The 23,819-nt window shown below is 53.2% G+C and carries 21 protein-coding genes; 6 read left to right on the forward strand and 15 right to left on the reverse strand.

The genetic code is table 11. The annotated features are described in order from the left end of the window. Positions 1-32 precede the first annotated feature (32 nt). From ACOQPM_RS04010 to ACOQPM_RS04050, 9 genes are all read right to left on the reverse strand, one after another. Positions 33-1,565 (reverse strand): trimethylamine methyltransferase family protein, encoded by a 1,533-nt coding sequence (locus ACOQPM_RS04010; RefSeq protein ID WP_420627938.1) that lies wholly within the window; start codon positions 1,563-1,565, stop codon positions 33-35. Between the two features lie 24 nt (positions 1,566-1,589). Then, positions 1,590-2,285: a GntR family transcriptional regulator gene (locus tag ACOQPM_RS04015; RefSeq protein ID WP_420627939.1), complete on the reverse strand. Its 696-nt coding sequence runs from the start codon at positions 2,283-2,285 to the stop codon at positions 1,590-1,592. Between the two features lie 209 nt (positions 2,286-2,494). Next, positions 2,495-3,394 (reverse strand): SH3 domain-containing protein, encoded by a 900-nt coding sequence (locus ACOQPM_RS04020; protein WP_420627940.1) that lies wholly within the window; start codon positions 3,392-3,394, stop codon positions 2,495-2,497. Between the two features lie 4 nt (positions 3,395-3,398). Then, on the reverse strand, positions 3,399-5,429 hold the full coding sequence (locus tag ACOQPM_RS04025; RefSeq protein ID WP_420627941.1) for a DUF4012 domain-containing protein: 2,031 nt from the start codon (positions 5,427-5,429) through the stop codon (positions 3,399-3,401). Further along, positions 5,426-6,814 (reverse strand): DUF2723 domain-containing protein, encoded by a 1,389-nt coding sequence (locus ACOQPM_RS04030; RefSeq protein ID WP_420627942.1) that lies wholly within the window; start codon positions 6,812-6,814, stop codon positions 5,426-5,428. Before ACOQPM_RS04030 ends, ACOQPM_RS04025 begins: the two co-directional genes overlap by 4 nt. Positions 6,815-6,842: 28 nt before the next feature. Further along, the gene (locus ACOQPM_RS04035; RefSeq protein ID WP_420627943.1) at positions 6,843-7,811 is read right to left on the reverse strand and encodes a glycosyltransferase; all 969 of its coding nucleotides are present in this window, start codon (positions 7,809-7,811) and stop codon (positions 6,843-6,845) included. 83 nt (positions 7,812-7,894) lie between these two features. After that, positions 7,895-8,911, reverse strand: a complete 1,017-nt coding sequence (locus tag ACOQPM_RS04040; RefSeq protein WP_420627944.1) for a lysylphosphatidylglycerol synthase transmembrane domain-containing protein — start codon at positions 8,909-8,911, stop codon at positions 7,895-7,897. A 120-nt stretch (positions 8,912-9,031) separates the two neighbouring features. Continuing rightward, positions 9,032-9,451, reverse strand: a complete 420-nt coding sequence (locus ACOQPM_RS04045) for a hypothetical protein (RefSeq protein ID WP_420627945.1) — start codon at positions 9,449-9,451, stop codon at positions 9,032-9,034. Next, positions 9,448-9,750: a hypothetical protein gene (locus ACOQPM_RS04050; RefSeq protein ID WP_420627946.1), complete on the reverse strand. Its 303-nt coding sequence runs from the start codon at positions 9,748-9,750 to the stop codon at positions 9,448-9,450. The genes ACOQPM_RS04045 and ACOQPM_RS04050 overlap by 4 nt, the downstream gene beginning before the upstream one ends. A 123-nt stretch (positions 9,751-9,873) precedes the next feature. Between ACOQPM_RS04050 and radA the strand changes: the two genes are divergently transcribed. Both radA and ACOQPM_RS04060 read left to right on the forward strand, forming a co-directional pair. After that, positions 9,874-11,256, forward strand: a complete 1,383-nt coding sequence (radA, locus tag ACOQPM_RS04055) for a DNA repair protein RadA (protein WP_420627947.1) — start codon at positions 9,874-9,876, stop codon at positions 11,254-11,256. Between the two features lie 152 nt (positions 11,257-11,408). Then, a complete protein-coding gene (locus ACOQPM_RS04060; protein WP_420627948.1) occupies positions 11,409-11,948 on the forward strand; it encodes a hypothetical protein in 540 nt (179 codons plus the stop codon). Between the two features lie 130 nt (positions 11,949-12,078). On the opposite strand, the gene ACOQPM_RS04065 is transcribed toward ACOQPM_RS04060, so the two are convergent. The 4 genes from ACOQPM_RS04065 to ACOQPM_RS04080 form a co-directional block, all read right to left on the reverse strand. Next, positions 12,079-12,924, reverse strand: a complete 846-nt coding sequence (locus ACOQPM_RS04065) for a helix-turn-helix domain-containing protein (protein WP_420627949.1) — start codon at positions 12,922-12,924, stop codon at positions 12,079-12,081. 253 nt (positions 12,925-13,177) lie between these two features. Beyond that, positions 13,178-13,633: a copper chaperone PCu(A)C gene (locus ACOQPM_RS04070; protein ID WP_420627950.1), complete on the reverse strand. Its 456-nt coding sequence runs from the start codon at positions 13,631-13,633 to the stop codon at positions 13,178-13,180. Between the two features lie 181 nt (positions 13,634-13,814). Next, on the reverse strand, positions 13,815-14,093 hold the full coding sequence (locus ACOQPM_RS04075; RefSeq protein WP_420627951.1) for a hypothetical protein: 279 nt from the start codon (positions 14,091-14,093) through the stop codon (positions 13,815-13,817). A gap of 29 nt (positions 14,094-14,122) precedes the next feature. Further along, entirely contained in the window at positions 14,123-16,000 is a 1,878-nt protein-coding gene (locus ACOQPM_RS04080; protein WP_420627952.1) for a LysM peptidoglycan-binding domain-containing protein, read from the reverse strand. 234 nt (positions 16,001-16,234) lie between these two features. On the opposite strand from ACOQPM_RS04080, the gene ACOQPM_RS04085 reads away from it, so the two are divergent. The 4 genes from ACOQPM_RS04085 (at position 16,235) to ACOQPM_RS04100 (ending at position 21,225) form a co-directional block, all read left to right on the forward strand. Further along, on the forward strand, positions 16,235-17,584 hold the full coding sequence (locus ACOQPM_RS04085) for a BMP family ABC transporter substrate-binding protein (RefSeq protein WP_420627953.1): 1,350 nt from the start codon (positions 16,235-16,237) through the stop codon (positions 17,582-17,584). Between the two features lie 107 nt (positions 17,585-17,691). Further along, the gene (locus ACOQPM_RS04090; RefSeq protein ID WP_420627954.1) at positions 17,692-19,239 is read left to right on the forward strand and encodes an ABC transporter ATP-binding protein; all 1,548 of its coding nucleotides are present in this window, start codon (positions 17,692-17,694) and stop codon (positions 19,237-19,239) included. Then, complete coding sequence (locus ACOQPM_RS04095) at positions 19,236-20,378, forward strand: ABC transporter permease (RefSeq protein ID WP_420627955.1); 1,143 nt, start codon at positions 19,236-19,238, stop codon at positions 20,376-20,378. Before ACOQPM_RS04090 ends, ACOQPM_RS04095 begins: the two co-directional genes overlap by 4 nt. Continuing rightward, positions 20,350-21,225, forward strand: coding sequence for an ABC transporter permease (locus ACOQPM_RS04100; protein WP_420627956.1), 876 nt, complete (start codon positions 20,350-20,352; stop codon positions 21,223-21,225). Before ACOQPM_RS04095 ends, ACOQPM_RS04100 begins: the two co-directional genes overlap by 29 nt. A 93-nt stretch (positions 21,226-21,318) precedes the next feature. On the opposite strand, the gene ACOQPM_RS04105 is transcribed toward ACOQPM_RS04100, so the two are convergent. Further along, on the reverse strand, positions 21,319-22,377 hold the full coding sequence (locus ACOQPM_RS04105; protein ID WP_420627957.1) for an LLM class flavin-dependent oxidoreductase: 1,059 nt from the start codon (positions 22,375-22,377) through the stop codon (positions 21,319-21,321). A gap of 91 nt (positions 22,378-22,468) precedes the next feature. Next, on the reverse strand, positions 22,469-23,809 hold the full coding sequence (gene thrC / locus ACOQPM_RS04110; RefSeq protein WP_420627958.1) for a threonine synthase: 1,341 nt from the start codon (positions 23,807-23,809) through the stop codon (positions 22,469-22,471). Positions 23,810-23,819: the final 10 nt, after the last annotated feature.

Raw genomic sequence — 23,819 nt, forward strand, 5'->3', positions numbered from 1 at the left:
TCCCGGAGGTTCAAAACCTCCGGGAGGTTAATTTAATATTCTGGTTTGATCTCTTCCTTGCGTTTGGTCATGAAGGCTTGTAAGGCTTCGTCGGTGGCGGGGTCTAGGGGAGGGGGTTGGTATTGGCGGAGGAGCTGTTTGTAACGGCCGTTTGCCTTCTCCGTCGCTGTTTTACCCCCCTCATCCCGCCACTGCTCAAACGAGTTGTAATCAAAAAAGTCGGAACGATGGAACGCCTCGCGGAAATTTTGGATGGTGTGCGGCGTACCCAAATGGTGGCCGTCTGTAGGCACAGTTCGCAGCGCGTCCATCGCCATACCGTTTTCAGACAAATCCAAGCCCTGTATAAATTTGTGGTACATCCCCAGCAGCTCATTGTCCATCACAAATTTCTCATAGCCAGCAGCCAAGCCGCCTTCCAGCCAGCCAGCAGCGTGCAGTACAAAGTTCACCCGCGCCTGAACCGCTGGCAGCATCACCATCACAGATTCGTAAGCCGCTTGGGCATCCGGGATTTTGCTGCTGGTAAACATGCCGCCGCTGCGGTAGGGTAGGCCATGTCGCCGCGCTAGCTGCCCGGCGGCGTACAGCGTTAGCTGGCTTTCTGGCGAGCCAAAGACGGGGGCACCGCTTTGCAGATCGATGTTGGTTTGGAAGGCGCCGTAAACAACTGGCGTACCGGGATTGACCATTTGGGTAAACACAATGCCCGCCAATGCCTCTGCGTTGAGCTGCACCAGCGTGCCGGCAATACCCACCGGCGCCATCGCCCCAGAAAAGATGAACGGGGTGATGATGAGTGCCTGCCGCGCTTTGGCATACACTTTCAGTGCGCCAAGCATCCGGTCGTCTAGCCGACGGGGGCTGCTGATGTTGATGAGTCCGACAACGGCCGTTTCCTCCGCCAATCGTTCCGCCCCAAACAAAATCTCAGCCATTCGTACGCTGTCGGCCGCATTTTCGGCAGAGGTCACAGAGCCCATAAATGGTTTGTCGCTATATTTGATGTGACTGTACACCATGTCCAGGTGGCGAGTGTGGGTTGGTTCATCCGTTGGTTCCACAATGGTGCCGCCAGAGTGATGCAGCCAGGGACTCAGGTAGGTGAGCTTGATGAAATTGCGAAAATCCTCCAGGGTGGCTTCCCGTCGTCCGCGATCCATGTTGTAGACAAACGGTGGGCCGTACACAGGCGCAAAACAGATGTGGTTGCCGCCGATGAGCACATGTCTGTCTGAGTTGCGGGCAATTTGAGTGAACTGACTGGGAGCCTTCGCCACATAGTCGGCAATCATTTCCCGGTCGAAGAAGGCCGTATCCCCTTCCAGGCGCACGCCATGCTGCTTCAGGATTGTTTGAGCCTCGTCGTCGTAAAAGTCAATGCCAACATCGGACAAAATCTCTAGTGAGGCGTTGTGAATTTGCTCCAATCCTTCTTCATTAAGCAGCTCAAACGTCGGCAGCTTGTGAACAGGCTGTGTGATTTTGGCAATGTCGGGGGATTTTGAATCGGTCTGTTGTCGCTTGCGACGGCTAACGCGACGCTTACGCCTATCGCGGCTCATAGACGGTTCCTCCTGAGCGGCAAATCATGTGGGCAGAAGCTGCGCCGATTTGCCTAAAATGGCGTTTTCTATGTATTGTTGGTACGCCGCAATATGACCGTGCATTAAGGCAACGGCTTCCGTTGCTGCACCTTCTCGCAAGGCAGCCATTATTTGCTCATGTTCCACAATATGTTCGTGTTTAACGACCTTTTCTTTATTGTCGCCCAGTTTGTCTAACGCCACATTCCACATTCTCAGGCTAAGTGGGTAGAGTGCCATCAGGGTTTGCTCTAAAAATTGGTTGTCGGCAGCTTTGTAAATGATGCGGTGGCACTGGTCGTCAATGGCGATGAGTTGTTCTGGGGAGATATTGCCGGGGGGATACGCCTGTTTAAGCACGTATTCCATCTCTTGCCAATGGTTGGCCGTTCCGCGTGTTGTGGCTAATTTGGTGGCCATACATTCCAGTTCCAGCCGCATTTCATACAGCCGCTGTAAATCGGTCAGGTTGATGGGGGTCACAAAGATGCCGCGCCGGGGAATGATGTTGACGAGGCGCTCTAGCTCTAGCCGTTTGAGTGCTTCGCGGATGGGGGTTCGCCCTAAATTCAGCTCTTCTTGTAATTGTCCTTCATCTACAACAGAGCTTGGGGGCAAGGCCAGGGTGACAATCTTTTGCCGAATTAGCTCATACGCTTGTTCGCTGAGTGAGCGGTGGGCAGTTGGATTAACGCTCATAATGTGTGACCCTCAATTGGTTTGATATATCTGTGATATATCTGAGCTTGGCTGCAATGTTAACACACGATTAAGGGGATGCAAGAAATTGCCGTGTTTAACTTGCCTGCGCGGCGTGCAAGGGTATTTGGTAAGGGCGCGCCTCTGTGCGTACTTGGCGCGGGCAGACACGGAGGTCTGCCCCTACCCATTGCAAAAAATTTAAAGGGTCATTGGCTTGAACGGTTACGGGCAAAAAGGAAGATGCCTGCGCCAAGCGTCACAGCTACGCCTAGCAAAATCAACCCTAGATTGCCAGATGAGCCATCTGGCGGTGGTGGGTCTGCTGTGGTGGGTGTGGCGGTTGGATTGAGCGGTACGGCCGTTGCCTGCACAATGGGCGTACTGGTGGGGCGAGCCTCGGTCGGTGGCGGTGGCTCGGTTGGTGGCATGGTTTCGGTAGCCACGGCTCCTGTTGCCTCAGCGGATTCAGTAGGAACGGCCGTTGGCGTGTCTGTAGGGGGCGGCGTGACGGTGCAAAACGGCGGCGGCGTGGGGTTCCAGGGTGCGCCAGGCGTGGGGGTGCTGCCGTTCAGCGGCGGTGCCTCGACTATGGGCACGATGTCAGTGTATCCCTGCACAGTCACCACAGCGTCAGCCACCCAGCCCAGGTCGCCATTGTTGAATTGGATGAGCCACCATTCAGCCGTGGCGGCACGGCCAACAATATTGCGTACTTCCAGAAAAACCAATCCGCCAATAACCTCATATTCCAGGCCAGGGCCGCTACGCACGTTGGTTGCGTCTAAGGTTTGGATGGTGGGGCTGCTGCCGCAGGGTACGGCCGTTGGCAAAAAGCCACCCACCGGCGTGGGCGCTATATTCACTGACAGCAAAGTAGACGTAGGTGTAGGGTCAGAATCGTCGGCGGGTGTGGTAGGCGTGGGATCATTGTTGCCCCCGTTATTACCACCACCAGAGGAAGTTGCCGTGGGAGGTGGCGGGGTTGGTGTACGGGTTGGTATTGTTTGGCTTGTATTGGAGCCGTACACAACTGGCAAACTGGCGCTACCCCAAATGGTTGCCACCAACAGTAAAAATATGAGGCCTGGCAAGATATGTTTTTTCATTTGCTTAATCTTCAAACGCGACTGTTATTAATGTATCTTCTTGCAAATCCAAATTGATTTGGACGCGATTTTCTTCGTTGATGATATTGGCTTCGCTGGAAGCTGTGACCTGGGCGACCGAGCTGCCCGCAGGCAATTCTACAATGATTGTGTAAGGTTGGTCTGGCGTGCCTGCCTGCTTGTGCAGCCACAGTTGGTAGACGGTACGGCCGTCTTGCTGCTGCAAAACGGTTGACGGTAAATCATATGCAAACTGCGTCGTCAGCGATTCCCCACGCGGCACCATCATGAAATTGCTAAACGTCATGAAGTTGGCAAATTCCTGTATGGCGTTGGCCGGCTGCTCCCAAGCTGCATCTCCCAGTAAAATGCCCGCTGGAATAGAATGGTGGGTGGCATCATGCAATGTTGCCCTGGGCGGACTGTACACGCGCAAAAAGTTGAAGTAGCAGCGATCAGCAATTTCTTGATAGGTCGGCGCATTGTCGTAAGAAATTCCTTGCACACAGCCATCCCCGTTTTGTGGCGGGTTTGTGTGGCTGTAATCAATCACCAGTTTTGCTTGGGCTGTGCCATCTGCATTAAGCACAATTTGGTAATTGATGCTGCGCTGGATGTGCATATTGGTTTTGTTGAAGCCCATGTTACTGTCTAGCACCAGCAGAAAGTCTTGGGCAGCGGGGTTTTCTAAACGGCCGTCCCAATTAAGCTGGTTCAGTACGGCCGCTTCTCGCCCACTTACCATGTAAAGTTGCAAATGACGGCCGTTCAGCGCCTGGTGAATGTTTTTGAGAAACGCCACCGGATCGACTGCACCAAAATTGCCTTGAACTTTTTCTAAAACGGCAGCAGAAAACGTCGTCAGGAACGCTTTCCGGTTCCGGAACCATTCACCAACGCTTTGCCCTTCCTTGATATTAAACGAGTCACGGAAGCTTTGGATTGTGTTCTGAGCGTTGATGACTTGCCCTGAATCTGGCACAGTGACTGGGCCAGTAGCAGCTACCAGCAGGCGGATGAACTCCTGATCAATGGCAATCACGCCATCAATGGATCTGGTTGATTCCACGCGCTGGTACAAGCTGATGACTTGCTGCGCCGAATACGGAAAATCGGGCCAATAGTTGGCGTCCCGCAGCAGCAAATATTCTGAACCCATAATGTCATAAAGCGGTTGGGGCGGAAAGTCGTACAGGGCCGAGTTGGCGATCAGGTTTTGTACATCAAATTGATCGGCATTTTGGAAGTCGAGGCTCAAAATATCACCGTTTTCTAGCGTAAGCGTCCCAACGCCAGAAATGTAGCCGCCAGTGGCCCGTAGCTCATCTTCGTTTTGGGCCAATAGCAAGTAGGTGCGACGGCCGTTTACCCCCATAATATCCGGCAAAATCTGCACAACCGTCAGACTGTCTTGAGCAATCGGTAGCCATTCGTCTGCTTGAGCAAATAGGGGCTGGAGCCTGTCTGGGAACTGTTCCACATTTTCGATTTGGGAATAAGCCGCTGCCATGCGATCCAGCGAAACGGCCGCTTCTGCCAACCCAGGCCGCGCCTCTGCCAGAGCTGCAATCAGTTGGGGTAGCTGATTGTCACCGGAATCCGCCTGCAAAATTGCTAGCATGGGTTTGAGGCTGGTTACGGCGTGAACGGCCGTTTCCGTCCCCGCATCCCCCATTTCCACCAGATGAGGTGCAGCCACCAGCAGCGGCCCCACCTCTGGCACCCAGCCTAGGTGCGGCATCAGCGGCATTAGGAAGGCAGTCTCGTCGCGTAGCGTCACAAAATCTGCCCGCACGGTGCGAACTATCGCCTCGGCATCATCGGGGTTGATGTTGGTGAGACCGTTAGCCAGTAGCGTTTCTGCGGCTGTTTGCTGCGCCAGCAACGATTGGGCAGCTCGGCCAATGCGCCACGCCTTCAGCCCCAACCACAGCAGCAAAACCAGCCCCAGCAGCAGCAAAACCGTCCGCCAGCGAAATGGCCGCGCCGGGAAAAGTTGTGATTTTTGTACGACGTTTTCCGTTTTTGTAGTCACTCCGTTACTGCCCTACAGTCCAGGTTAGGTTCTGCCATAGCTTCTGGCGAAAACTGCACCTGGCAAATGGGTCGCTCTGCCGCATTGCTTGCTTCAAAGTGTGTTAAATTATCTTCTTCCAGAGCACGCAAGGTAGGATGCCGATGTTGCACTGCTTGACGATACCAGTCGAAGGCAAACAGCATATTGTCAACCAGTATTATATCTTCTCTATTTTCTTCTACATGGTGAAAATACCACAGGGTAAAAATATCCGGGTCGCCAGATGACATTAAAATGGCATTTGGCGGCGCAGCGTCCAAAATAGCTTCTGCTTGTCCGCGAACATTGTGAATATTTGCACCAGTTTGACCAAACAAGTGTAGCAAAACCGCCAGACCGGGCAAGATCAATACCCAGCGGCCAACTCGTGGCAGGGTAACTGTTAAGCAAAGGCTAAAAATGAGCCAGGCGGGCAGGGTAAGCACGATGGCATCCTGGGTGTTGTAAAACAAGGCGTAGATGAGGTAACAAACGGCCGTTCCCAGCAACCCCAGCCACTTTTTTTGCCAGAGCGAACGGCCGTGCCACAGCAACAAACCCCAGCCCAAAATGCCCAACTGCAAGCCAAACTGTGGTAGCCAGATAGACAGTCGTGGCCAAAATTCCGAGAGTGGCAGCGCAGACTGGTTTGGCTGGTAGATTTGCCCACTCACCAGCCACCACCAGCCCGCCAGCGTGGTGGGATCGCCCCAGATGACCGGGCTGCCCAGCCGCGCCAGCAGCGGCAGCAGCAAATAAGGCAACGCGCCAGCCGCCATGCCCACCGCCAATCGCCCCCACGCTTTAGTGGGGGTTAGCAGAAGTGCCAGCGGCAGCAAAAAGAGGGAGGTTAGATGAGTTGTCAGGCTAAGACCGAGCAGGAGGCCAGTGAGGAAAGACGGCCGTTCCCCCAACAACGCCCACAAAAAAGCCGCCACCAGCAGCAAATTGAGGGCGTACACCTCGGCCACCACCGCTTGCTGCCATACCAATGGCGAAAAAGCAAACAGCAGCCCCGGCACGATGGCTAGCAATGGTGAAGTGTTGGTTTCGGTTTGGGCAAGCTGGTTTTTTACGATGACGGTAACCAATCCGACCGCAGTTGCGGCGCAGATGGCAGAAAATAGGTGAAAACGGTAAGCGGCTGGCTCAATGGGCAAGAAGCTCCACAGCTTGCCCAGTAAAACGTAGGTAGGGTAGCCGGGTGGGTGGGGAATACCCAGCGTAACGGCGGCCGTAATCAGCTCACCCCCGTCGCCGCTGCCGAACTGCCAGGTGAAGTCGCGGGGCATGGTGAGCCAGTAGAAGAGGAAAGTGAATACGGCCGTTTCCAAACCAACCCACCGCTCAAACCATTTCTCCACTAAACTTGCTCCCTACAAGAAAAACCAATCACTTCTTGAGCAGCGGACGCGCCAGCCCCCAGGCGTAGCCAATCCCCAAAGCCAGAGCGCGGCAAAAGAGCAGCCCTGGTGCCGCCAGGCAGACAGCGTGGTCTTTGCGCCAAGCCTTTTGCAAAAAAGGCAGCGTGGTGAGCATGAAAATGCCCAGCAAAAAAACAGCCGCAATAAGGGCAAAAGGAAAAAGAACGCTCGCAACCAGCACTGCCAAAAAGAGTGCTACCAGACCCATTTGCAATTTGAGTACCTGAGGCGTGTGCGAATCTTTAACAATGCGCTCTGGATAGCGGCGCATGATTTGGGCTTTCCAATAGCCAATCATCACTTTTTTGCGGAAGTAGCGGCGCAGGCTATCGCTGTGTTGGTGCCACACAACGGCCGTTTCCATAAACACCATCTTATGCCCCGCCGCTGCTAGCCGGAACGACAGCTCCTGGTCTTCCACGTAATGAATGGTTTCATCGAAGCCGCCTGTTGCTTGCAAAACGGCCGTGCGGTACCCGGCCGAATAGGTGTCAATGAAATCAATTGCGGGCTGGGGACGCAGCAAATCGTACTTGTCTTCGTACTCAATTTGCACGAAGCGGGCCACCAATTCTGGCTGGTGAGTGGCGTAGATGCCCTTGCAGCCTTGCACGGTGGAGTCTTGAAACGGCCGTATCATTTCTGCCACCCAATTTGGCTCTGGCACACAGTCAGCATCGGTGAAGAGGATGATTTCGCCCATGGCAACGGCCAGCCCGCTATTCCGCGCCGCGCCTGCACCCCGCCGCTCGGCGTGTTGGATGAGCTGCACGCCAGCAGCTTCGGCAACGGCCTGCGTGCCGTCGTCGGAGCCATCATCCACCACGATGATTTCGCTGGTGACGCCTGCAGGCAGCGTCTGCGCCTTGCAAGCTGCCAAGCAAGCTGGCAAGGTGCTGCGGGCGTTTAATGCGGGAATGATGATAGAGATCTGCATAATATTTCAATTTTGCCACGGATTTCGCGGATTTTCGCGGAAATATTGATCCAAATAATCCGCGAAATCCGCGGCTAAAAAAATTATGCCTGGCCGCCAATCTGCCGCCAAGACCAGTTGGTTTGCACTGCCGCCAGCCCACCTAGCACAAATTTGGGCAGCAGCGTGCAAAGATGAAAAACGAGGGCGTAACTGACGATAACGGCCGTTCCCAAAACCTCTGTTTGCCCCACCTGCGCCAGTACAAAAAACACGGCCGCTTCAAAAATGCCCAGTTCACCTGGCGCGGTCGGTGGCGTGGTGACTAATGCTACCGCCACGTTGATTAAAACCGCCGTGCCCAAACCGAGCGGCAGGGCAAAGGCAAGAAAGAGCGTGTACGGTAGCGCGATATCCAAGCAAACGATAAGCACAGAGGATAGCCCAATTGCCTGCAAACTGCGACGATGGCGCAGCGCAGCCAGGCCATCTAGCCCCAAAATGAGGCGGCGATTGATCCATTGCTGCATTTTTTCAGGCAGCCTCACCGTGATCTTTTTTAGCAAGGCAATGACGCGCTCAGTTTGGCTGGTGACGAAGCTCATCCCTACCAGAAATACGGCCGCAACCATCGCCAGCAGCAGCCCAATCTGTTCGGTATGGGGGGGGAGCACAGCAAAAGGAATTAGCAGCAAAACCGTCAGACCCAGCATGATCAGTTCTATACTTTTTTCGATGAGCATGGTGCTGACGGCCTGCGTTTTGCTGATGTCGATTTGCTGGTTGATAGCGTAGGCGCGTCCCAGTTCACCTAGGCGCATGAAGGGAAGCACGCTGTTTACAAATTGCCCTAGCCAAATTGCCCAAAAGACGGCCGTATACCGAATCTGCCCTGGTTCATCTGGCGAGAGCAGCACCCGCCAGCGCCACGCCTTCAGGCTGCCGTTGGTAATAAAGATGAGCAAGCCGAGGGCGATGAAACGGCCGTCTGCCGCCCGCAACGCAGCACCAATGTCGGCAAATTCAACTGTTTGCGCCAAATAATAAACGCCACCGATGAGCAGAACGGCCGTAATGCCCCAATTGAGCCAAAGCCACCTGCTGCGCCCAGATTTGTCCATGTTATGTGTGGCACCATTGTGAATGAGACTCGTATTGCGTATTACTTATTCCGTTAGCTTCTACGCAATACGCAAACGCAACACGCAATAATTTCAGAGGAAACACGGGATTGGGCAAAATTAGCTCCGAGCGCGCGTGTACATTAGCATGGCGCCGTACACGGCCAGCCCAAAGATGAACAGCGTCACCAAAAAGCCCGCCCACAGCACCACGCGATTGCGTGCTAGCGTGCTTCGGCTGATGGGTGGCGTGACAACGGCCGTTACCTCCGTGTCGTTGTTGCCAATGATTGTGGGGGGATTGGTTGCCGGGGGCGCGGTTGGCGGAATATACCCTTCCTCGGCTTCTGAGCTGTTATGGGCTGGGCGACCCGCCGGATAACCCTCTTCTGGTTGGGCAGGTGTGGCGGGTGGCGGATAACCTCCTGGCGTGGCGGTGGCATCTGTTTGGGCGATGGCTGGTTTGGCAGAAAAAAGCAGCAAGCCTGCCAGCCACAGCAGCGGCAAAAAAAGTAGCGATGGTTTCAAGAGACGTTTCATTTGGCACTTCGCAGTGAGGTAGCTAGATTAAAGATTGCCCAACCGGTGAACAGCAGCCAAACGGCCGTTTCCCACCAGCGGGTTGATGTAAAAATGAGTCCCAGCAAAACTAGCAAAAAGCCAATCCAATAAAGCTGGGCATAAGGTGATTTTTGGTAAATTTCTGAAATTGATTGGGAGCCACTTTGGGTAAGCCAATAGCTATAGCTGAACGTGCCAATGAGGACGGCCGTTCCCAAAATCCAAAGCCCATTTGTCCAGACAGAGTGCCAATCAATCACGGCGAAAAAGTATAGCATATGTTAAAATCGCCACAAAAAATAGGAGTGGCTAGTTTGTTGGTTGATAGTTTGTTAGTGGTTGGTTGACAAATCATGCACCAGCAACCAGCCACTAACTACCAACCACTTCGGAGAAATTGTATGGCCAAAACCCGATCCCGCTATGTGTGCAGCAACTGTAACCGCGTAACGGCCGCTTACGTAGGCCGTTGCCCCAAATGTGGTGAATTCAACACGATGGAAGAAGAAGTGCTGGTTGCTGAGGCGCCGCCCAGTAAGCGTAACCGCCGCGCCACCGGGCAAAGCGACAGCAAACCACAACGCCTGGGCGAAGTCACCGCCGACGGCTTTGAGCGGCTGCCCCTGCCGCTGCCAGAATTTGGTCGCGTGCTGGGCGGCGGCATTGTGCCAGGTTCGCTGGTGCTGGTGGGGGGCGATCCCGGCATTGGCAAATCCACTCTGCTGCTAGACGTGTCGGCACTGACGGCCAACGCGCACGGCACTACTTTGTACGTTTCTGGCGAAGAGAGCAGCCGCCAAATCAAGATGCGCGCCGACCGCTTGGGCATCACCGCTAACGACTTGTACTTGGTGACGGAAACGAAGCTGCAAGCCATCCTGAACCATGTGGAGCAGCTTCAGCCTACGTTGGTGATTGTAGACAGCATCCAAACCACCTTTGCCGAAGATTTAACCTCGGCGGCAGGCAGCGTGAGCCAGGTGCGGGAATGCGCCAGCCGCTTTCAGGAATTGGCCAAAACGTCGGGCGTTAGCGTTTTTTTGGTAGGGCATGTCACCAAAGAGGGAACGATTGCCGGGCCGCGCGTGCTGGAGCATATTGTGGACACCGTTTTGTATTTGGAAGGTGATCCGTTTCATCGCTACCGGCTGCTGCGGAGCGTAAAAAATCGCTTTGGCGCCACCAGCGAGGTGGGTGTGTTTGAGATGGTGGAGAAGGGCATGGTGGAAGTGCCAAATCCGTCGGAGGCGTTTTTGGCGGAGCGGCAGGTGAATGCCCCCGGCTCTACGATTGCAGTGACGATGGAGGGAACACGGCCGTTGCTGGTGGAGGTGCAAGCGTTAGCCAGTTCCACCACCTTTTCCAATCCGCGCCGCACGGCCAACGGGGTGGATTACAATCGGCTGTTGTTGATTACGGCCGTTCTCACCCGCCGTGTTCGCGTTAAACTGCATGATAAAGACGTGTTTGTCAACGTGATTGGCGGCTTGCAAATTGATGAACCCGCGGCTGACTTGGCCATTGCCGTGGCCATTGGCAGCAGCGTGAAAGACCGGGCGGTTCATGCCGACATGGCCTTTGTGGGGGAAGTGGGCTTAAGTGGGGAGCTGCGGGCGGTGAGCCAGCTAGAAGCCCGTCTGAAAGAGGCTAAGAAGTTGGGCTTTAAGCGCTGTGTCATCCCCAAAACGGCGCAGCGTCGCCTCACGGAGCCGCCGAAGGGTTTGGATTTGCTGGGCTGCCGCAATTTGGCCGAGGCGATTGATGTGGCCCTGATACAGGCCTGATCGCTTATTTTCTTCTTCAGGTTTTAAACGTTGCACAACTATGTTTGTTTGGTTCCAATAATGGTTGGTCTGGTACAAAATAAACGGCCGTTTTCCCTCTATCATGTCTAGAACTTTATCAATGCCTTACAGACTTAGAAAGAGGTGAGAACATGGCAAAAAGAAAGAAGGGAATTGTAGCTTTGGTTGTTTTGTTGTTGGTTACGTTAACAATGGTTTCAACCGTAATGGCCAATGGTCGGGCAGCAGTGCCAGCAACAGTTGTGGGTGTGACAAGTATGTCAATCCCGCTAACTGAATTTGGTCTCGATCTAGAAGGCAATGCTGATATGGATGAATTAAGTTATGCAATACGCCGACGCGGCGACGGCTCACTCTCCGGGCATTACTTTTACCAGGTGAGCTTTCTTGGAACAACGAATAGCTACAGCGGTGAGGTTGTCTGTTTGAAAGTAGAAGGGGATCGCGCCTGGGTTGGGGCTACTGTTGATGAAAGTACAAACCCAGACCGCTTGGGGACTTATTCCTGGTGGCAAGTGAAGGACAATCAAGATAACAGCAGCGCCTCGCGCAGCACCTTTGTTGGTTTTGGCACGTTAGAAGAGACAATTGATTATTGTGAGGGGCCAGACCCGAATTTCATTTTTGATGTTCAACGAGGCAATATTCGCGTTAACAGCCTGGATCATTAATATTCATTCATATTGATACAACTGTCGATCAAACTCTGAGGGTGTTCTGGAATGAAACCCTCAGAGTTTTTGTTTTTCAGGAGACTTCACCGACTACCATGGATGAAAATCAGCAGATTTTACCGTAGGTCTACAGGAGTTTTTTGATTTGTATTTGCTGCCGATATTGCCCGGGAGTAATACCTTTATGCTGGGTGAAAACGCGCGTTAGGTGGCTTTGATCTGAAAAGCCAGCCTGGGCAGCAATCATGGCTAAGGGTTTTTGCGAATGGGTGATTTGGGTGATGGCCCAATTTAAGCGAAGCTGGCGTACGTATGAGCCAATTGTTACCCCATAGCAGGTGCGGAAAGTGCGGGCTAAATGGACGGGATGGACATTCACGGCCGTTGCCAACATGGCTACTGTCAAAGAATCACGGAACCGTTCATGTATCAACTCTTTAGCCTGGTTTAGCCAGATGGGTGGCTGTTTGTAAGCTGCGGTTTGGCTTGCTGGACTGGCTTTCCGCACCGCCTCAGACAAAAGCTCCAAGACTAATCCATTGACTGCCAGCGCAGAGGCCACATCAGGAGTTTGCAATTCCTGCGAAATTCGCCGGGCAATATTAGTCATGGTCGCGTCGCGGAAATGATTAACCTGATTAAATAAATTCAAACAAGGGGCTAAAAGCGCATCATCGGTTTGGGTAGGTTCTACCACAAGCATATGGGCACCTGCTTGCTCAAACTGATCCAGGTGTCTTTCTAGTGGCGGCATTGTAACAATTGTGGAGTGGGGCGAGGCATACTCTTTTTTGGGGAACTTTTTGTCAACGGAGCCAGCCAGGACGACGGCAAAACAAGCCCACTGATGATAGTGTGAAGGCAGTGTGAGTGATGGCGGAAATATGGCATCTGTTATGCGGAAGCCGCCAACCTCTAGCGTGTGAAGTTGGGCACTGCCCTGATTGATAGAAATAGATTGAGTTGGTGCCATAGCCAATTCCCGCAAGCGATAGGGTGGAAGGGTTTATTACAGGATATAAAACGGGTATATTGGTGTCAAGCGAGTGGCAGTTAGGGGTCAGCTTTCTTATCTTGCCTTAAACATCCAGTAGGCTGTTGAAGCCGCTGTACCCATCCCACACCTTGTGCGAGATGGCGGGGTCGTCTAGTCAATAGTTGGTGAGGTAGAAGAAATGCGATTTCTTGGAGAAATCGCATTCCTGGTTAGGCTCGTTTGATTTAGGCTAATTATCGCGGATAACGGCCGTAATCTCCATCTCCCCTGCGTTTTCAAATGTTAGGGTTATCGGGATTTCGCTGCCTTCCTCAAACTGTATTTGCTTCATCATGCACATGACGTGCATACCACCGGGCTTTAGCTCGGCACTTTCGCCAGCAGGAACTGGGATTGCGCTACCTTCAATTGGGCGCATCCCCATGACACCATCCCCTTTGTCGTACATTTCGTGTAGCTCAACAACACCGCAGGCATCGGTGCTGACGGTAAGCAGTGTGTCGTCGGCGTTGCTGTTGTTGGTGAGCATCATGTAAAAGGCGCCATTGGCGGCCGCGCTGGGCGAGGTGCGCCCCCAGGGGTCGGCGACGGTGATGGGTTCTTCTTCATTATTGCTGCAGGCAACGGCCGTAAAGCCAACAGCAGTTAATAGTAAAAGTGTGAGCAAAAAGGTTGCTCTTTTCATTTTTTTCTCCAGGTTTGTGTTTTAGAAATACGATTTTAGAAGAAAGACCTGACTGGTTTCTAAAAACCTGTACGCGGTGCAGAATACAAAAGTCTACGCGACCTCTAGATTTCCAGCCATCTTCAAAAGACTTTTGTATTCTTGTTCTAGAGTGAGTGCGTAACATCAGTGACTAAGTCGATTATTTAGGCGGTGGATAGGGTGTTTGCAGGAAGAATTCTTGTGGAGCTTGATGCCGAGGCCGTAACCAGCAAACAATGGCAAACGTAGCGAAGAAGGCAATGGCTGTAGTGACGGGCTGGACAAAGTTGGACTGTACGGCCGTTCCTCCGAAATCAGTCTCGCAGGGCAATTCAAACTGGTCGGGGACGATGGTTTGGCAGCCAAAGCCAGACAGTGGCGACCCCACCAGCATGACGATGAGCAGCAGAATTACCCAAAAAGTGTCAATCGTTTTCATCACGTCGCGCATCGCGGGGGATTATAATACTACCCACGCCGGGCTACCAGAACCAAAAACCCACTGGCGACTAGCAAAACGGCCACTGCCCCGATGAGTAGCCAGAGTAGGTTGCTGGTTTGCTGTGCGGGCGTGGTTGGTTCAGGGGTGGAAGGTACGGCCGTTTCCAACACGCTTTCTGCTTCAACGGCCGCTACTGCCTGAGTGGGTACGGCCGTTGCCTGCGGCGAACTGGTGACGGTGGGTGTGGGCGTTACCGTCGGTTCTGGTTCGGTTGTGGGCGAAGCAATCACCGTCACTTCAATCACGCTCAGGCCCAGTTCCGGGTCTTCTGACGAGCCGCCGATGGTGGCGGGTTGGGGGCGGTGGCCCACTACCACCTCTTGCCCCAATTGCAGCAGGGCATTTTCTTCCAAACTGCTAACTTCGTATAGTTCATCGAGCGTTAGATCGTAGGTGGCAGCAATGAGCAGGAGCGTATCGCCACTGCCTACCACATGCACAATGGTGCCGTCTGGCTTTACGCGGGCATCGGGGAAGCCCGCTAGGGGGGTCGAGCCATCGGGCAGCACCGTGTAGCCAATGATAAGCTGTTGCCCCACCGAGAGTAAGCTGGCGGGCAGCAAATTGTTCCAGGCGTAAAGATTATCCAGCGAGACGTCGTATTGGTCGGCTAACGTAATCAATGTGTCGCCAGCTTGGACGGTGTAGAGGATACGGCCGTCTGGCTGCGCCGTGGGTGAGGCTAGCGGGGTAGGGCTAGGCAAGGGTGTTGGCGTGAGCGTGGGCGGTAATGGCGTAGGGGATGGCCCTGGCGTGAAGGTTGGGGGTGGTGGCTGGGTGGCTGTCGGCGTGGCATTGGGATCAACTGTCGGAGGTGGCGGGGGCTGCGTGGGCGGTGGGGGGGCAGCGATGCTGCCGCTTTTGTAGGCTGCGCTCAGTTCGGCCGTTAGCTGCAAATAAAAGTTGCCGTACTCCACGCTTGGTTCGATCTGGCTGCCTTCCACCCACTCATTAAAAGAGGTGATGATGAGCATGTCGGGGGCACTGGCGGCTGCGCCGCCAAAGGTAGAGCGGTAAAAATCGCCGTTGGCGCGGTCACGCGGGGCGGTGCTGGAGCCAATTAGGCTGGCATCCCAGCCGGGCATGGCGGTTCCTACCCAATATTTGTAGCCACCGTAAGTTTGGGCGGCGGCACGGGTGTTAGCCGCCCAGGTTGCGGCCGTTCCTGCCGGATTTCCTGACCAGGCAATGTTGTACAAATGCAATCCGTCGAAAGCGTCCAGGTAGGTGGTATCGCCCCCCTCCGCAATCCAGATGCTGTTGCGGTCTGGGTCTACCGTATTGCGGATGACCACCCAGTCGGCGGGGGGCAAAATCCAGTTAGCCCAGAAAAAAACGACGGGCTTGCCGTCCACCCGTAGGTAGGCTGGGTGCTGGGCGTGGGTGGTTAACAAGGCGCGCAGAGCATTGATGCGGTCATCGTTGCTGGCAAAGAAGGGGCTGGCGGTTTCAAAATCTACGGCCGCTTTAAACCCCGTCGCCGAAGCAATGTTGAGCAACGCTTGGAAGTTGGTTTCGGTTTGGTTGTTGACTGTTTCTGGCCCGTACCAGCTTTGCACAAAGCCATCAATGCCAGCGGACTGGGCTTCGTTGACCTGGCGCTGGATGGTGCCAGTGTCGGTTGAAAAGTAGGGTGTGACGGGGTTAAAGGGGGTGAGCCCTGGGCCAAAGCTGCTGGGACTATACCAGGCGTAGTAAAAGGCGAGCACCAGCCGTGTTTGTCCTTGAGCAACGACCGTTTCAAGCGGTTGTTTTTTGCCCGTTAACCCAAAGGCGAGCAGGATAACCAGCAAAAGTAGCCCTAACTGTGAGCGGCGTGTGCGTGGTTGTTTGGTAGAAATCATAGACGAGGATTATAGCTTTGCTTCTGTTCCCTGCCAGCTTGGGGTGGACTACGGCCGTGCTTTTTCATCAAAAACCCATCCACAATTAGTTGACGATATTTCTCATATTCCCTACAATCTCTGCGCTTCAAAAACGCCCAATTGTGAAGAAGACGGCCGTAATTTGCTTATCTTATTTTGTAAGTAGCAACCCATTATCTTTTTTTGTTCAACTAAATATTTAGGAGGAAGGAAATGTTCAACAAACTTTTGTCCAAGAACGAAGACCGCAGAATCCCCCGCGTACTGCTGTTGCTTTTGCTGCTGGTGTTGGCATTAGCCATGACACAATGCACCGGCTCCGGCGGCGAAGACGATGAGGCTGTAGATTCGGGAGGTAGTTCTGACGCTGCCGATGAAGCCGATTCTGGCGATAGCGGCGACAGTGCTGATAGTGGCGATACTGCTGACACCATTACGCTGGCAATCCAGCACTTCAGCGTCATCGAAGGCACCACCTGGTCTGGCGCACATAACCGCGCTGGCGAGCGGCTGGCTGAAAAATATGACAATGTCGAGTACGTTTTCCGCGAAGAAGTAGGCCCCGACCTCACCGTGCCCTACGCCGAGGAATTGATTTCCAGCGGCGCAAACATTGTGATTGGCAATGCTGAGTTTATGGGTTTGCCTCTGCAAGACATCACCGAAGAGTACCCCGACGTTTACTTTGGCTCTATCATTGCCAGTGACCTGGCTACCGAGCGCAACTTCATCCGCCTCTTCCCCCGCCAATACCAGGCGCTTTACCTGGAAGGGCTGATTGCTGGTGCGCTTACTGAGACGGGAAACATTGGCATCGTTTCGGCATTCCCCTCGGTGCAGGTCATTCGCCGCACCAACGGCTTTGTCTTGGGCGTGCAGGATGCCGCCGAACTGCTGGGTAAGGATATAAATATTTACGTGAAATATGCTGGCGACTGGTTCTTGCCACCGGAGGAACGGGGCATTGCTGAAACGCTCGTGAGCGAATTCAATGTAGATGTACTCACCCATCAAACTGACTCCGGTTCACCCCTGGATGTGGCTGTGGAGCAAGACATCTGGTTTGTGGGGAAGGATATGGACATCGTTGGCTTCTACGGTTGGTCAGACACCGACACGGTAGCTGTGTCCTTTGATACCCGCTGGGAAGTTTTGTACGATCAGATGATCAATGATTACATGTCCGATGAGGAAAACCCAGAAACAGTTCTGTATTTGGGCATGGATAGCTCAATTACCCTGGCCGATGGCACCGAAGTTCCGACTGTGGACATCATGAACGATGGCAAGGTAGGCATTGAGGCAATTAGCCCGGCAGCATTGGATTCTATTCCGCAGGAAATTTTGGACTTGGTTGAGCAACGCCGCAACGAGATGATTGCTGGTGAGTGGGATCCCTTCACGGCGCACGCTTTTGTGAGCAATGGCACGGGTCTAGAGCTTGAAGGGCTGCCTGTTCCCGCAGCAGGGGAAGAAGTGAAACCCGCTGGTGAAGAACCAACGGCCGAATGGCTACTCTCTAGCTTCAACTTCGATTTACAAGGGGTCACAATTCTAGAGTAACAGCTTCTTCTGCTGCTCCAGAGTTATGAATTCCTAAAATAAGATGAGGCTCCCGAACGGTTCTTCTGGGAGCCTCATCTGCTTATCAAATCACAAGAAGGGTTGCTGTGCTACTGCAAACAATCAAACCGGGTGAAACTGTTTTGGAAGCCAAAGGAATCACGAAGCGGTTCCCTGGCGTTGTTGCCAACGACAATGTTGATTTTGCCATCAAAGCGGGTGAGATTCACGCTATTTTGGGCGAAAATGGGGCGGGTAAATCCACCCTGATGAAAGTTTTGTTTGGCCAGTACCAGCCAGATGAAGGTGAGATTTTTCTGGCTGGTGAGAAGGTGAATTTTAGCTCACCGCTAGATGCCATTGAGCGGGGTATTGGTATGGTGCACCAGCACCGCAAATTGGTTCCAGCGCACACCGTTGTGGAAAATATTGTATTGGGTCATCCAAAGGCTGGGCGGATTCTCAATTACAGGCGAACGGAGCGCGAGATTCACGATTTGTGTGACAAGTTTGGCTTCTCGATTGATGTAAAAGCTAAAGTGTGGCAGCTTTCTGAGGGTGAGAAGCAGGTCGTCGAGATTTTGAAGGCACTTTATCGTGGGGCAGAGTTGCTCATCATGGATGAGCCGACAGCCGCTTTAACCCCCATCGAAATCGAAAAATTGCTAACTTCTATTGAAGCAATGGCGAGGGATAATGTTGCCATTGTTCCATTCATTACGCATAAGTTGCCCATTGTGCTTCGCATTAGCCACCGCATTACCGTTTTGCGCCGCGGGAAGGTTGTATCTTCCATTGAGACGGAAAAGGCGACAGAAAAAAGTTTGGCAACCGAACTGGTTGGTCGTGAAGTTATTTTTAACGTTAAACGACAGAAGGCAGAAAGAGGCGCAACTATCCTTGAAGCAAAAAATCTTTCTGCTATGAGCGACAAAGGGGTTCGCGCCTTAGATGATATTTCGTTTTCCATTCGGGAAGGGGAGATCTTTGGGGTTGCGGGGGTTTCTGGCAATGGTCAGCGAGAGCTAGTGGAGTGCCTGGCGGGTATGCGCCCCGTTGAAGCCGGGAAAATTGTGCTGGACGGCAATGACATCACCACAGCTTCCAGCTATGCTAGGTGGAAGCTAGGCATGGGGTACATTCCGGCAGATCGGAACTACTTGGGGTCAATTGGTGATTTTTCATTGGTTGAAAATACGACGATGAATTATTACTTTGATGAATCGTTCCTGCATCGAGGAAGTTTGGATTACCATAGAATTCGGCAGCTTACGGAAGAGATCATTGCTGAATATGCTGTTAAAACGCCAAATGCAGACGTGAAGGCAAAAAATTTATCTGGGGGGAACTTGCAGAAGCTCATTTTGGCGCGGGTGCTTTCGCGCAATCCTCGGTTGGTGATTGCTGAGTTGCCAACGCAGGGGCTGGATATTGGTGCCATTGAGTTTGTACGGAATAAGTTGAATGAGGCTAAGTTTAAGAAAGCGGCCGTTCTGCTTATTTCAGAAGATTTGGATGAGATTTTCTCGTTAAGCGACTGGATTGCGCCCATTTACGAGGGTCGCTTTATGGGCATTATTCCGGCAGAAGAAGCAAAGCGTGAAGATGTTGGTGCTATGATGGCTGGTATTGAGCTGGCGGGAGGGGCGGCATGAAAGTTGGAAACTATCGGCTGGAGCTTAAAAAACGCAGAGTGTTACGGCCGTGGCAGGCCATGTTGAATGCGGTGATGGCGATAGTTGCAGCGCTGGTTTTGTTCGGCTTTATCTTCATTTTGGCCGGTTTAAACCCAATAGATGCTTATCAGCGGATTTTTTCTTACGCTTTTTTTAATCAGTTCGGCCTGCCGCTCACGCTGAATCGCTTTGTTTTTCTGCTGCTTTGCACCTACGCCTTCATTATCCCCTTCCGGGCAGGGCTTTGGAACATTGGCATGACGGGGCAACTGTATGTTGGTGCATTGGCGGCATATGGGGTGTTCTATGCTTTTGGCGTTAATCAGTTTAACACGCCGCATCCGCCTGCCATTATTTTGTTGCCGCTAGCTGTGCTGGGAGCGGCCGTTGGCGGTGCATTCGTTGGGGCAATTGCTGGCTACCTCAAAGGCAAATACAACACTAACGAAATTGTCGTCACAATGATGCTCAATTTTATGGCCTTCTGGTTTGTCTCTTTTATGATCAAGGATGGCGGCATTTTTATGAACGCTGGGGGGCGCGGGGAAAGTTTTGAGTTGCCAGATGCGCTGCACATGCCCCTACTGCTTGATGTACCCATTACTATCTTTTTTGCTTTGATTGCAGGCATTTTTTTGCATTACCTATTTTCACGAATGCGGCTCGGTTTTGAAATTAGAGCGTATGGGCAAAACCCAAATGCGGCCGCTTATGCCGGCATTAGTCGCTTTCGGGTGCCAATTTTGGTGTTTGTTTTAGGCGGCATTTTGGCTGGCTTGGCCGGGTACCATTACTTTGGCGCGGTGCCTGGCGTGTACAAAATTGCCCGTAACTACGCCTTTTTTGGGGATATGGCCTTCTACGGCATCATTTGTGGTCTCATTTCGCAAGGAAACCCGCTAGGTGCTGTGCCGGTGGCGTTTTTGTTTGGCGGGTTGTCGGTAGGCGGCCGTTTTGTACAAGGCGCATTAGGTATGAGCTTTGGCGTGGATTATGCGCTGCTGGGCGTGCTGATGATCACCCTGGTCGCCTTCCAATTTTTCTACCGCTACAAAATTGTGGTGGTTAATATAAACATGGAGAAAGCCGATGTGGGAGTTTTGGGTACGAAGTCTTGATGCGTCAACAATCTTCTTAATTGCTGGCTTGGGCGAGCTTTTTGGTCAACGTTCCGGCATTCTTAACGTGGGTGTTGAGGGTGTGATGCTGTTTGGTGCCACGCTGGGCTTCATTACCGCGCAAATGACGGGTAGCTATATGCTGGGCTTTGTGGTGGGCATTGCCATTGGGGGCTTGCTGGGTTTTCTGCACGGCGTCTTTTCAATTTCGCTAGGTGGCGACCAAGTTGTCAGCGGCATGGGCATCTGGATTCTTGGCTTTGGCCTCACCACCTATTTGGGTTCTCCATTCACTGGGCCTTTAGGCATGGAGCGGATTCCCACCATTTTTGGATTGTCTCCCTTTTTCTACGTTGGGATTATTTTGGCAGCCATCATCTATTTTGTTTTGACACGAACGAGTTTGGGGTTAAGAATTCGCTCGGTGGGTGAAAATCCGGCCGTTGCGGAGGTTTCGGGAATTAGCGTCAGCAAAACCCGCTACCTGTGCGTCACGGTTGGAGGGATGCTGATGGGCTTTGCCGGGGCCGTTTACGCACTCGATTATAATCCTGTGTGGAGCTACAACTTTTTGCTGGGATGGGGCTTCATCGCCCTGGCGCTTGTTTTTTTCTCCATGTGGAATTCGCTGTTTTTGCTGGCTGGCTCTTTGCTATTTGGCACGATGTGGCAGCTTTCACTCAGCCCAGAATTGGTGCTGCCGGGTGTTTTGTCGCGCTACGTTTGGCGGATGATTCCATTCGGCATTACGGTAATTGTGCTGCTTTTCATGTCTACCAAGCGATTTAGAACCCGGTGGGGGGCAGCCAGGCCGGAGGCGTTGGGGCAGCCTTATTTGAAGGAATGATTTCGCTCCGAAAATTTTTTGGAGTCAATGGGCGAGGCAGGTGGAGAGAATGTCTCGCCATTTTTTCTTAGATTGAGGCCACCTGCCTAGCCCCTACGTGGGTCGGCGACGGCCGATTTCTTTACGAACCACGGGCGCAACTTTGGTGCCTAATAATTCAATGGCGTGCATCATCTTGTTGTGGGGCAGGGTGCCGACGCTCATTTGCAGCAAAAAGCGGTTGTGATTGAACATCTCGTGCTGGAACAAAATCTTCTCAATTATTTCATCTGGATTGCCCACAAAATTTGCGCCGCGTAAGGTGCAAGAAGCATCGAATTGCTGGCGGTTCATGGGTGGCCAGCCGCGCTCACGGCCGATTTTGTTCATCACTTGGGCAAAGGGCGGGTAGGCAGTATCGTGGGCTTCCTGGGCATCGTCGGCAATGAAACCGTGGGAGTTGATGCTGAGACTGAGTTCTGTGCGACTATGCCCGGCCTGCGCCACGGCACGGTTGTACAAATCTACCATCGGCACAAACTGCTCTGGCAGGCCACCAATAATGGCTAGCGCCAGCGGCAAGCCCAGCGTGGCCGTTCGCACTACAGATTGTGGCGTGCCACCGACAGCAACCCAGATTGGTAGCGGGTTTTGCACGGGGCGTGGGTAAACGCCTTGTCCCGTCAACGGGGCGCGGTGCTTGCCAGACCAATGTACTTCGACATTTTCCCGAATTTCTAGCAGCAGCTCCAACTTCTCGGCAAAAAGCGTGTGGTAGTCACGCAAGTCGTAGCCAAAGAGCGGGAATGATTCGATGAACGAGCCGCGCCCTGCCATGATTTCGGCACGGCCGTTCGAAAGCAAATCCAGCGTGGTAAACCGTTGAAAAACGCGCACCGGGTCGTCGGAACTCAGCACAGAAACGGCGCTGCTGAGGCGTATGCGTTTGGTGCGGGCAGCGGCGGCTGCCAAAATCACTGCTGGAGCCGAAGAGACAAAGTCAGGGCGGTGATGTTCGCCCAGGCCAAAGACGTCTAGCCCTACCTGGTCGGCTAGCTCGATGGTTTCTATTAGCTTATCCAGCCGCTGGGCAGGGGTGATCAATTCGCCAGTTTGGGGGTCGGGGGTGAGTTCAGCAAAGGAGTAGAGTCCGATTTCGAATGGTTTGGTCATGAAGATTTCTCCGGTTGGGGCTCGCCGGGGAATGAATCCCCCGGCTAGTTGGGCAAAGCCCCATCGGGGCTTCCATAAGTAGCCAGCCCGTTTACCAGCGGGCGATGGCTAAACGGCGGGCGATGGTGTCTTTTACCAATTCTACATCCGCAGGCAGGTTCACGGGCGGGTTGGCGTATTGGCTTTCGGCTTCGGGCAGGGTGCCTTCGTGATACTGCACTTTGAACTGAGTAAATTTGAGGCCGTGGGCGGTGCTGATGGCGACAGTGCGGTCATCTTTGTGGATGATGCCTTTGTTGACTAATTTGAAGAGGGTGGCGAGGGCAACGGCCGTATGCGGACAAGTATACATCCCAGTTTGATCAGCCAAAGCGGCCGCATTTGCTAACTCATGCTCCGAGGCTTGTTCCACGATGCCGTTGGTTGCCTGAATGGCCTGCACCGCCTTTTCGTAGCTCACCGGGTCGCCAATGCGAATAGCCGACGCTTGCGTGTCCTGAGCGGCCAGAGAGACTTTTGCCTCAAAGCCGTTGAGGTAGCTTTGGTAGAACGGATTTGCTTTGGCAGCTTGTGCTGCCACCAAGCGGGGCATTTTGCTAATGATTCCCAAGTCGAGCAGTAGCTTGAGCCCCTTATAGGTAGCACTGATGTTGCCCAGATTGCCCACCGGCAGGATGATCCAATCCGGCACTTCCCAATCAAACTGACGCACAATTTCGATTCCCACTGTCTTCTGCCCCTCAATGCGTAAGCTGTTCATCGAGTTGGCCAAATAGATACTGTTGTCTTTCGTTAATTCCTTGACGATCTGCATACAGCCATCGAAGTCGGTGTCTAGTGCCAGGACGTGTGCGCCATTGGCGATGGGCTGGATGAGCTGGGCGGCGCTCACCTTGTTTTGTGGCAAAAAGACAATTGCCGGGATGCCTGCGGCAGCGGCGTAAGCGGCCAAAGCTGCACTGGTGTCCCCCGTGCTGGCGCAAGCAACGGCCGTTACCGGACTATCTGGCATCGTCATCATCTGCTTGACGACGCTGACGAGGACGGTCATGCCCAAATCTTTAAAGCTGCCGGTGTGGCTGTTGCCGCAGAGCTTAATCCACAGGTCAGACAGGCCAATTTGCTTCCCTAAACGTTCTGCCCAAAATAAATTGGAGTTACCCTCAAACATGCTGACCACATTGTCATCGGCCAGGTCGGGGATGACCCACTCTTTCATGGCCCAGACGCCGCTGCCGTAGGGCCAGTGGGTACTGCCAGCTCGCTTGTCTAGCAGGGTTTGCCACTGCTTGGCACTGCGTTGGCGTAGCGGTTCTAGCTCGTGGTGAACTTCTAGCAAACTGCCGCAGGTGGGGCAGGTGTAGACAACATCGTAAATGGAATAGCTGCCGGGGCAACCCTGGAAACATCGGAAGGAAGCTTGGTAGTTCATGGGGCAGATT

The sequence above is a fragment of the Candidatus Leptofilum sp. genome (genome assembly GCF_965223525.1).
Classification (GTDB): domain Bacteria; phylum Chloroflexota; class Anaerolineae; order Promineifilales; family Promineifilaceae; genus Leptofilum.

Excerpts from the sequence above, each read along its gene's own strand:
- ACOQPM_RS04010 (WP_420627938.1), bottom strand. The coding sequence starts at position 1,565 with ATGAGCCGCGATAGGCGTAAGCGTCGCGTTAGCCGTCGCAAGCGACAA.
- ACOQPM_RS04065 (WP_420627949.1), bottom strand. The coding sequence starts at position 12,924 with ATGGCACCAACTCAATCTATTTCTATCAATCAGGGCAGTGCCCAACTT.
- ACOQPM_RS04050 (WP_420627946.1), bottom strand. The coding sequence starts at position 9,750 with ATGCTATACTTTTTCGCCGTGATTGATTGGCACTCTGTCTGGACAAAT.
- ACOQPM_RS04070 (WP_420627950.1), bottom strand. The coding sequence starts at position 13,633 with ATGAAAAGAGCAACCTTTTTGCTCACACTTTTACTATTAACTGCTGTT.
- radA (WP_420627947.1), top strand. The coding sequence starts at position 9,874 with ATGGCCAAAACCCGATCCCGCTATGTGTGCAGCAACTGTAACCGCGTA.
- thrC (WP_420627958.1), bottom strand. The coding sequence starts at position 23,809 with ATGAACTACCAAGCTTCCTTCCGATGTTTCCAGGGTTGCCCCGGCAGC.
- ACOQPM_RS04015 (WP_420627939.1), bottom strand. The coding sequence starts at position 2,285 with ATGAGCGTTAATCCAACTGCCCACCGCTCACTCAGCGAACAAGCGTAT.
- ACOQPM_RS04060 (WP_420627948.1), top strand. The coding sequence starts at position 11,409 with ATGGCAAAAAGAAAGAAGGGAATTGTAGCTTTGGTTGTTTTGTTGTTG.
- ACOQPM_RS04020 (WP_420627940.1), bottom strand. The coding sequence starts at position 3,394 with ATGAAAAAACATATCTTGCCAGGCCTCATATTTTTACTGTTGGTGGCA.
- ACOQPM_RS04085 (WP_420627953.1), top strand. The coding sequence starts at position 16,235 with ATGTTCAACAAACTTTTGTCCAAGAACGAAGACCGCAGAATCCCCCGC.
- ACOQPM_RS04095 (WP_420627955.1), top strand. The coding sequence starts at position 19,236 with ATGAAAGTTGGAAACTATCGGCTGGAGCTTAAAAAACGCAGAGTGTTA.
- ACOQPM_RS04035 (WP_420627943.1), bottom strand. The coding sequence starts at position 7,811 with ATGCAGATCTCTATCATCATTCCCGCATTAAACGCCCGCAGCACCTTG.
- ACOQPM_RS04075 (WP_420627951.1), bottom strand. The coding sequence starts at position 14,093 with ATGAAAACGATTGACACTTTTTGGGTAATTCTGCTGCTCATCGTCATG.
- ACOQPM_RS04080 (WP_420627952.1), bottom strand. The coding sequence starts at position 16,000 with ATGATTTCTACCAAACAACCACGCACACGCCGCTCACAGTTAGGGCTA.
- ACOQPM_RS04045 (WP_420627945.1), bottom strand. The coding sequence starts at position 9,451 with ATGAAACGTCTCTTGAAACCATCGCTACTTTTTTTGCCGCTGCTGTGG.
- ACOQPM_RS04105 (WP_420627957.1), bottom strand. The coding sequence starts at position 22,377 with ATGACCAAACCATTCGAAATCGGACTCTACTCCTTTGCTGAACTCACC.
- ACOQPM_RS04040 (WP_420627944.1), bottom strand. The coding sequence starts at position 8,911 with ATGGACAAATCTGGGCGCAGCAGGTGGCTTTGGCTCAATTGGGGCATT.
- ACOQPM_RS04100 (WP_420627956.1), top strand. The coding sequence starts at position 20,350 with ATGTGGGAGTTTTGGGTACGAAGTCTTGATGCGTCAACAATCTTCTTA.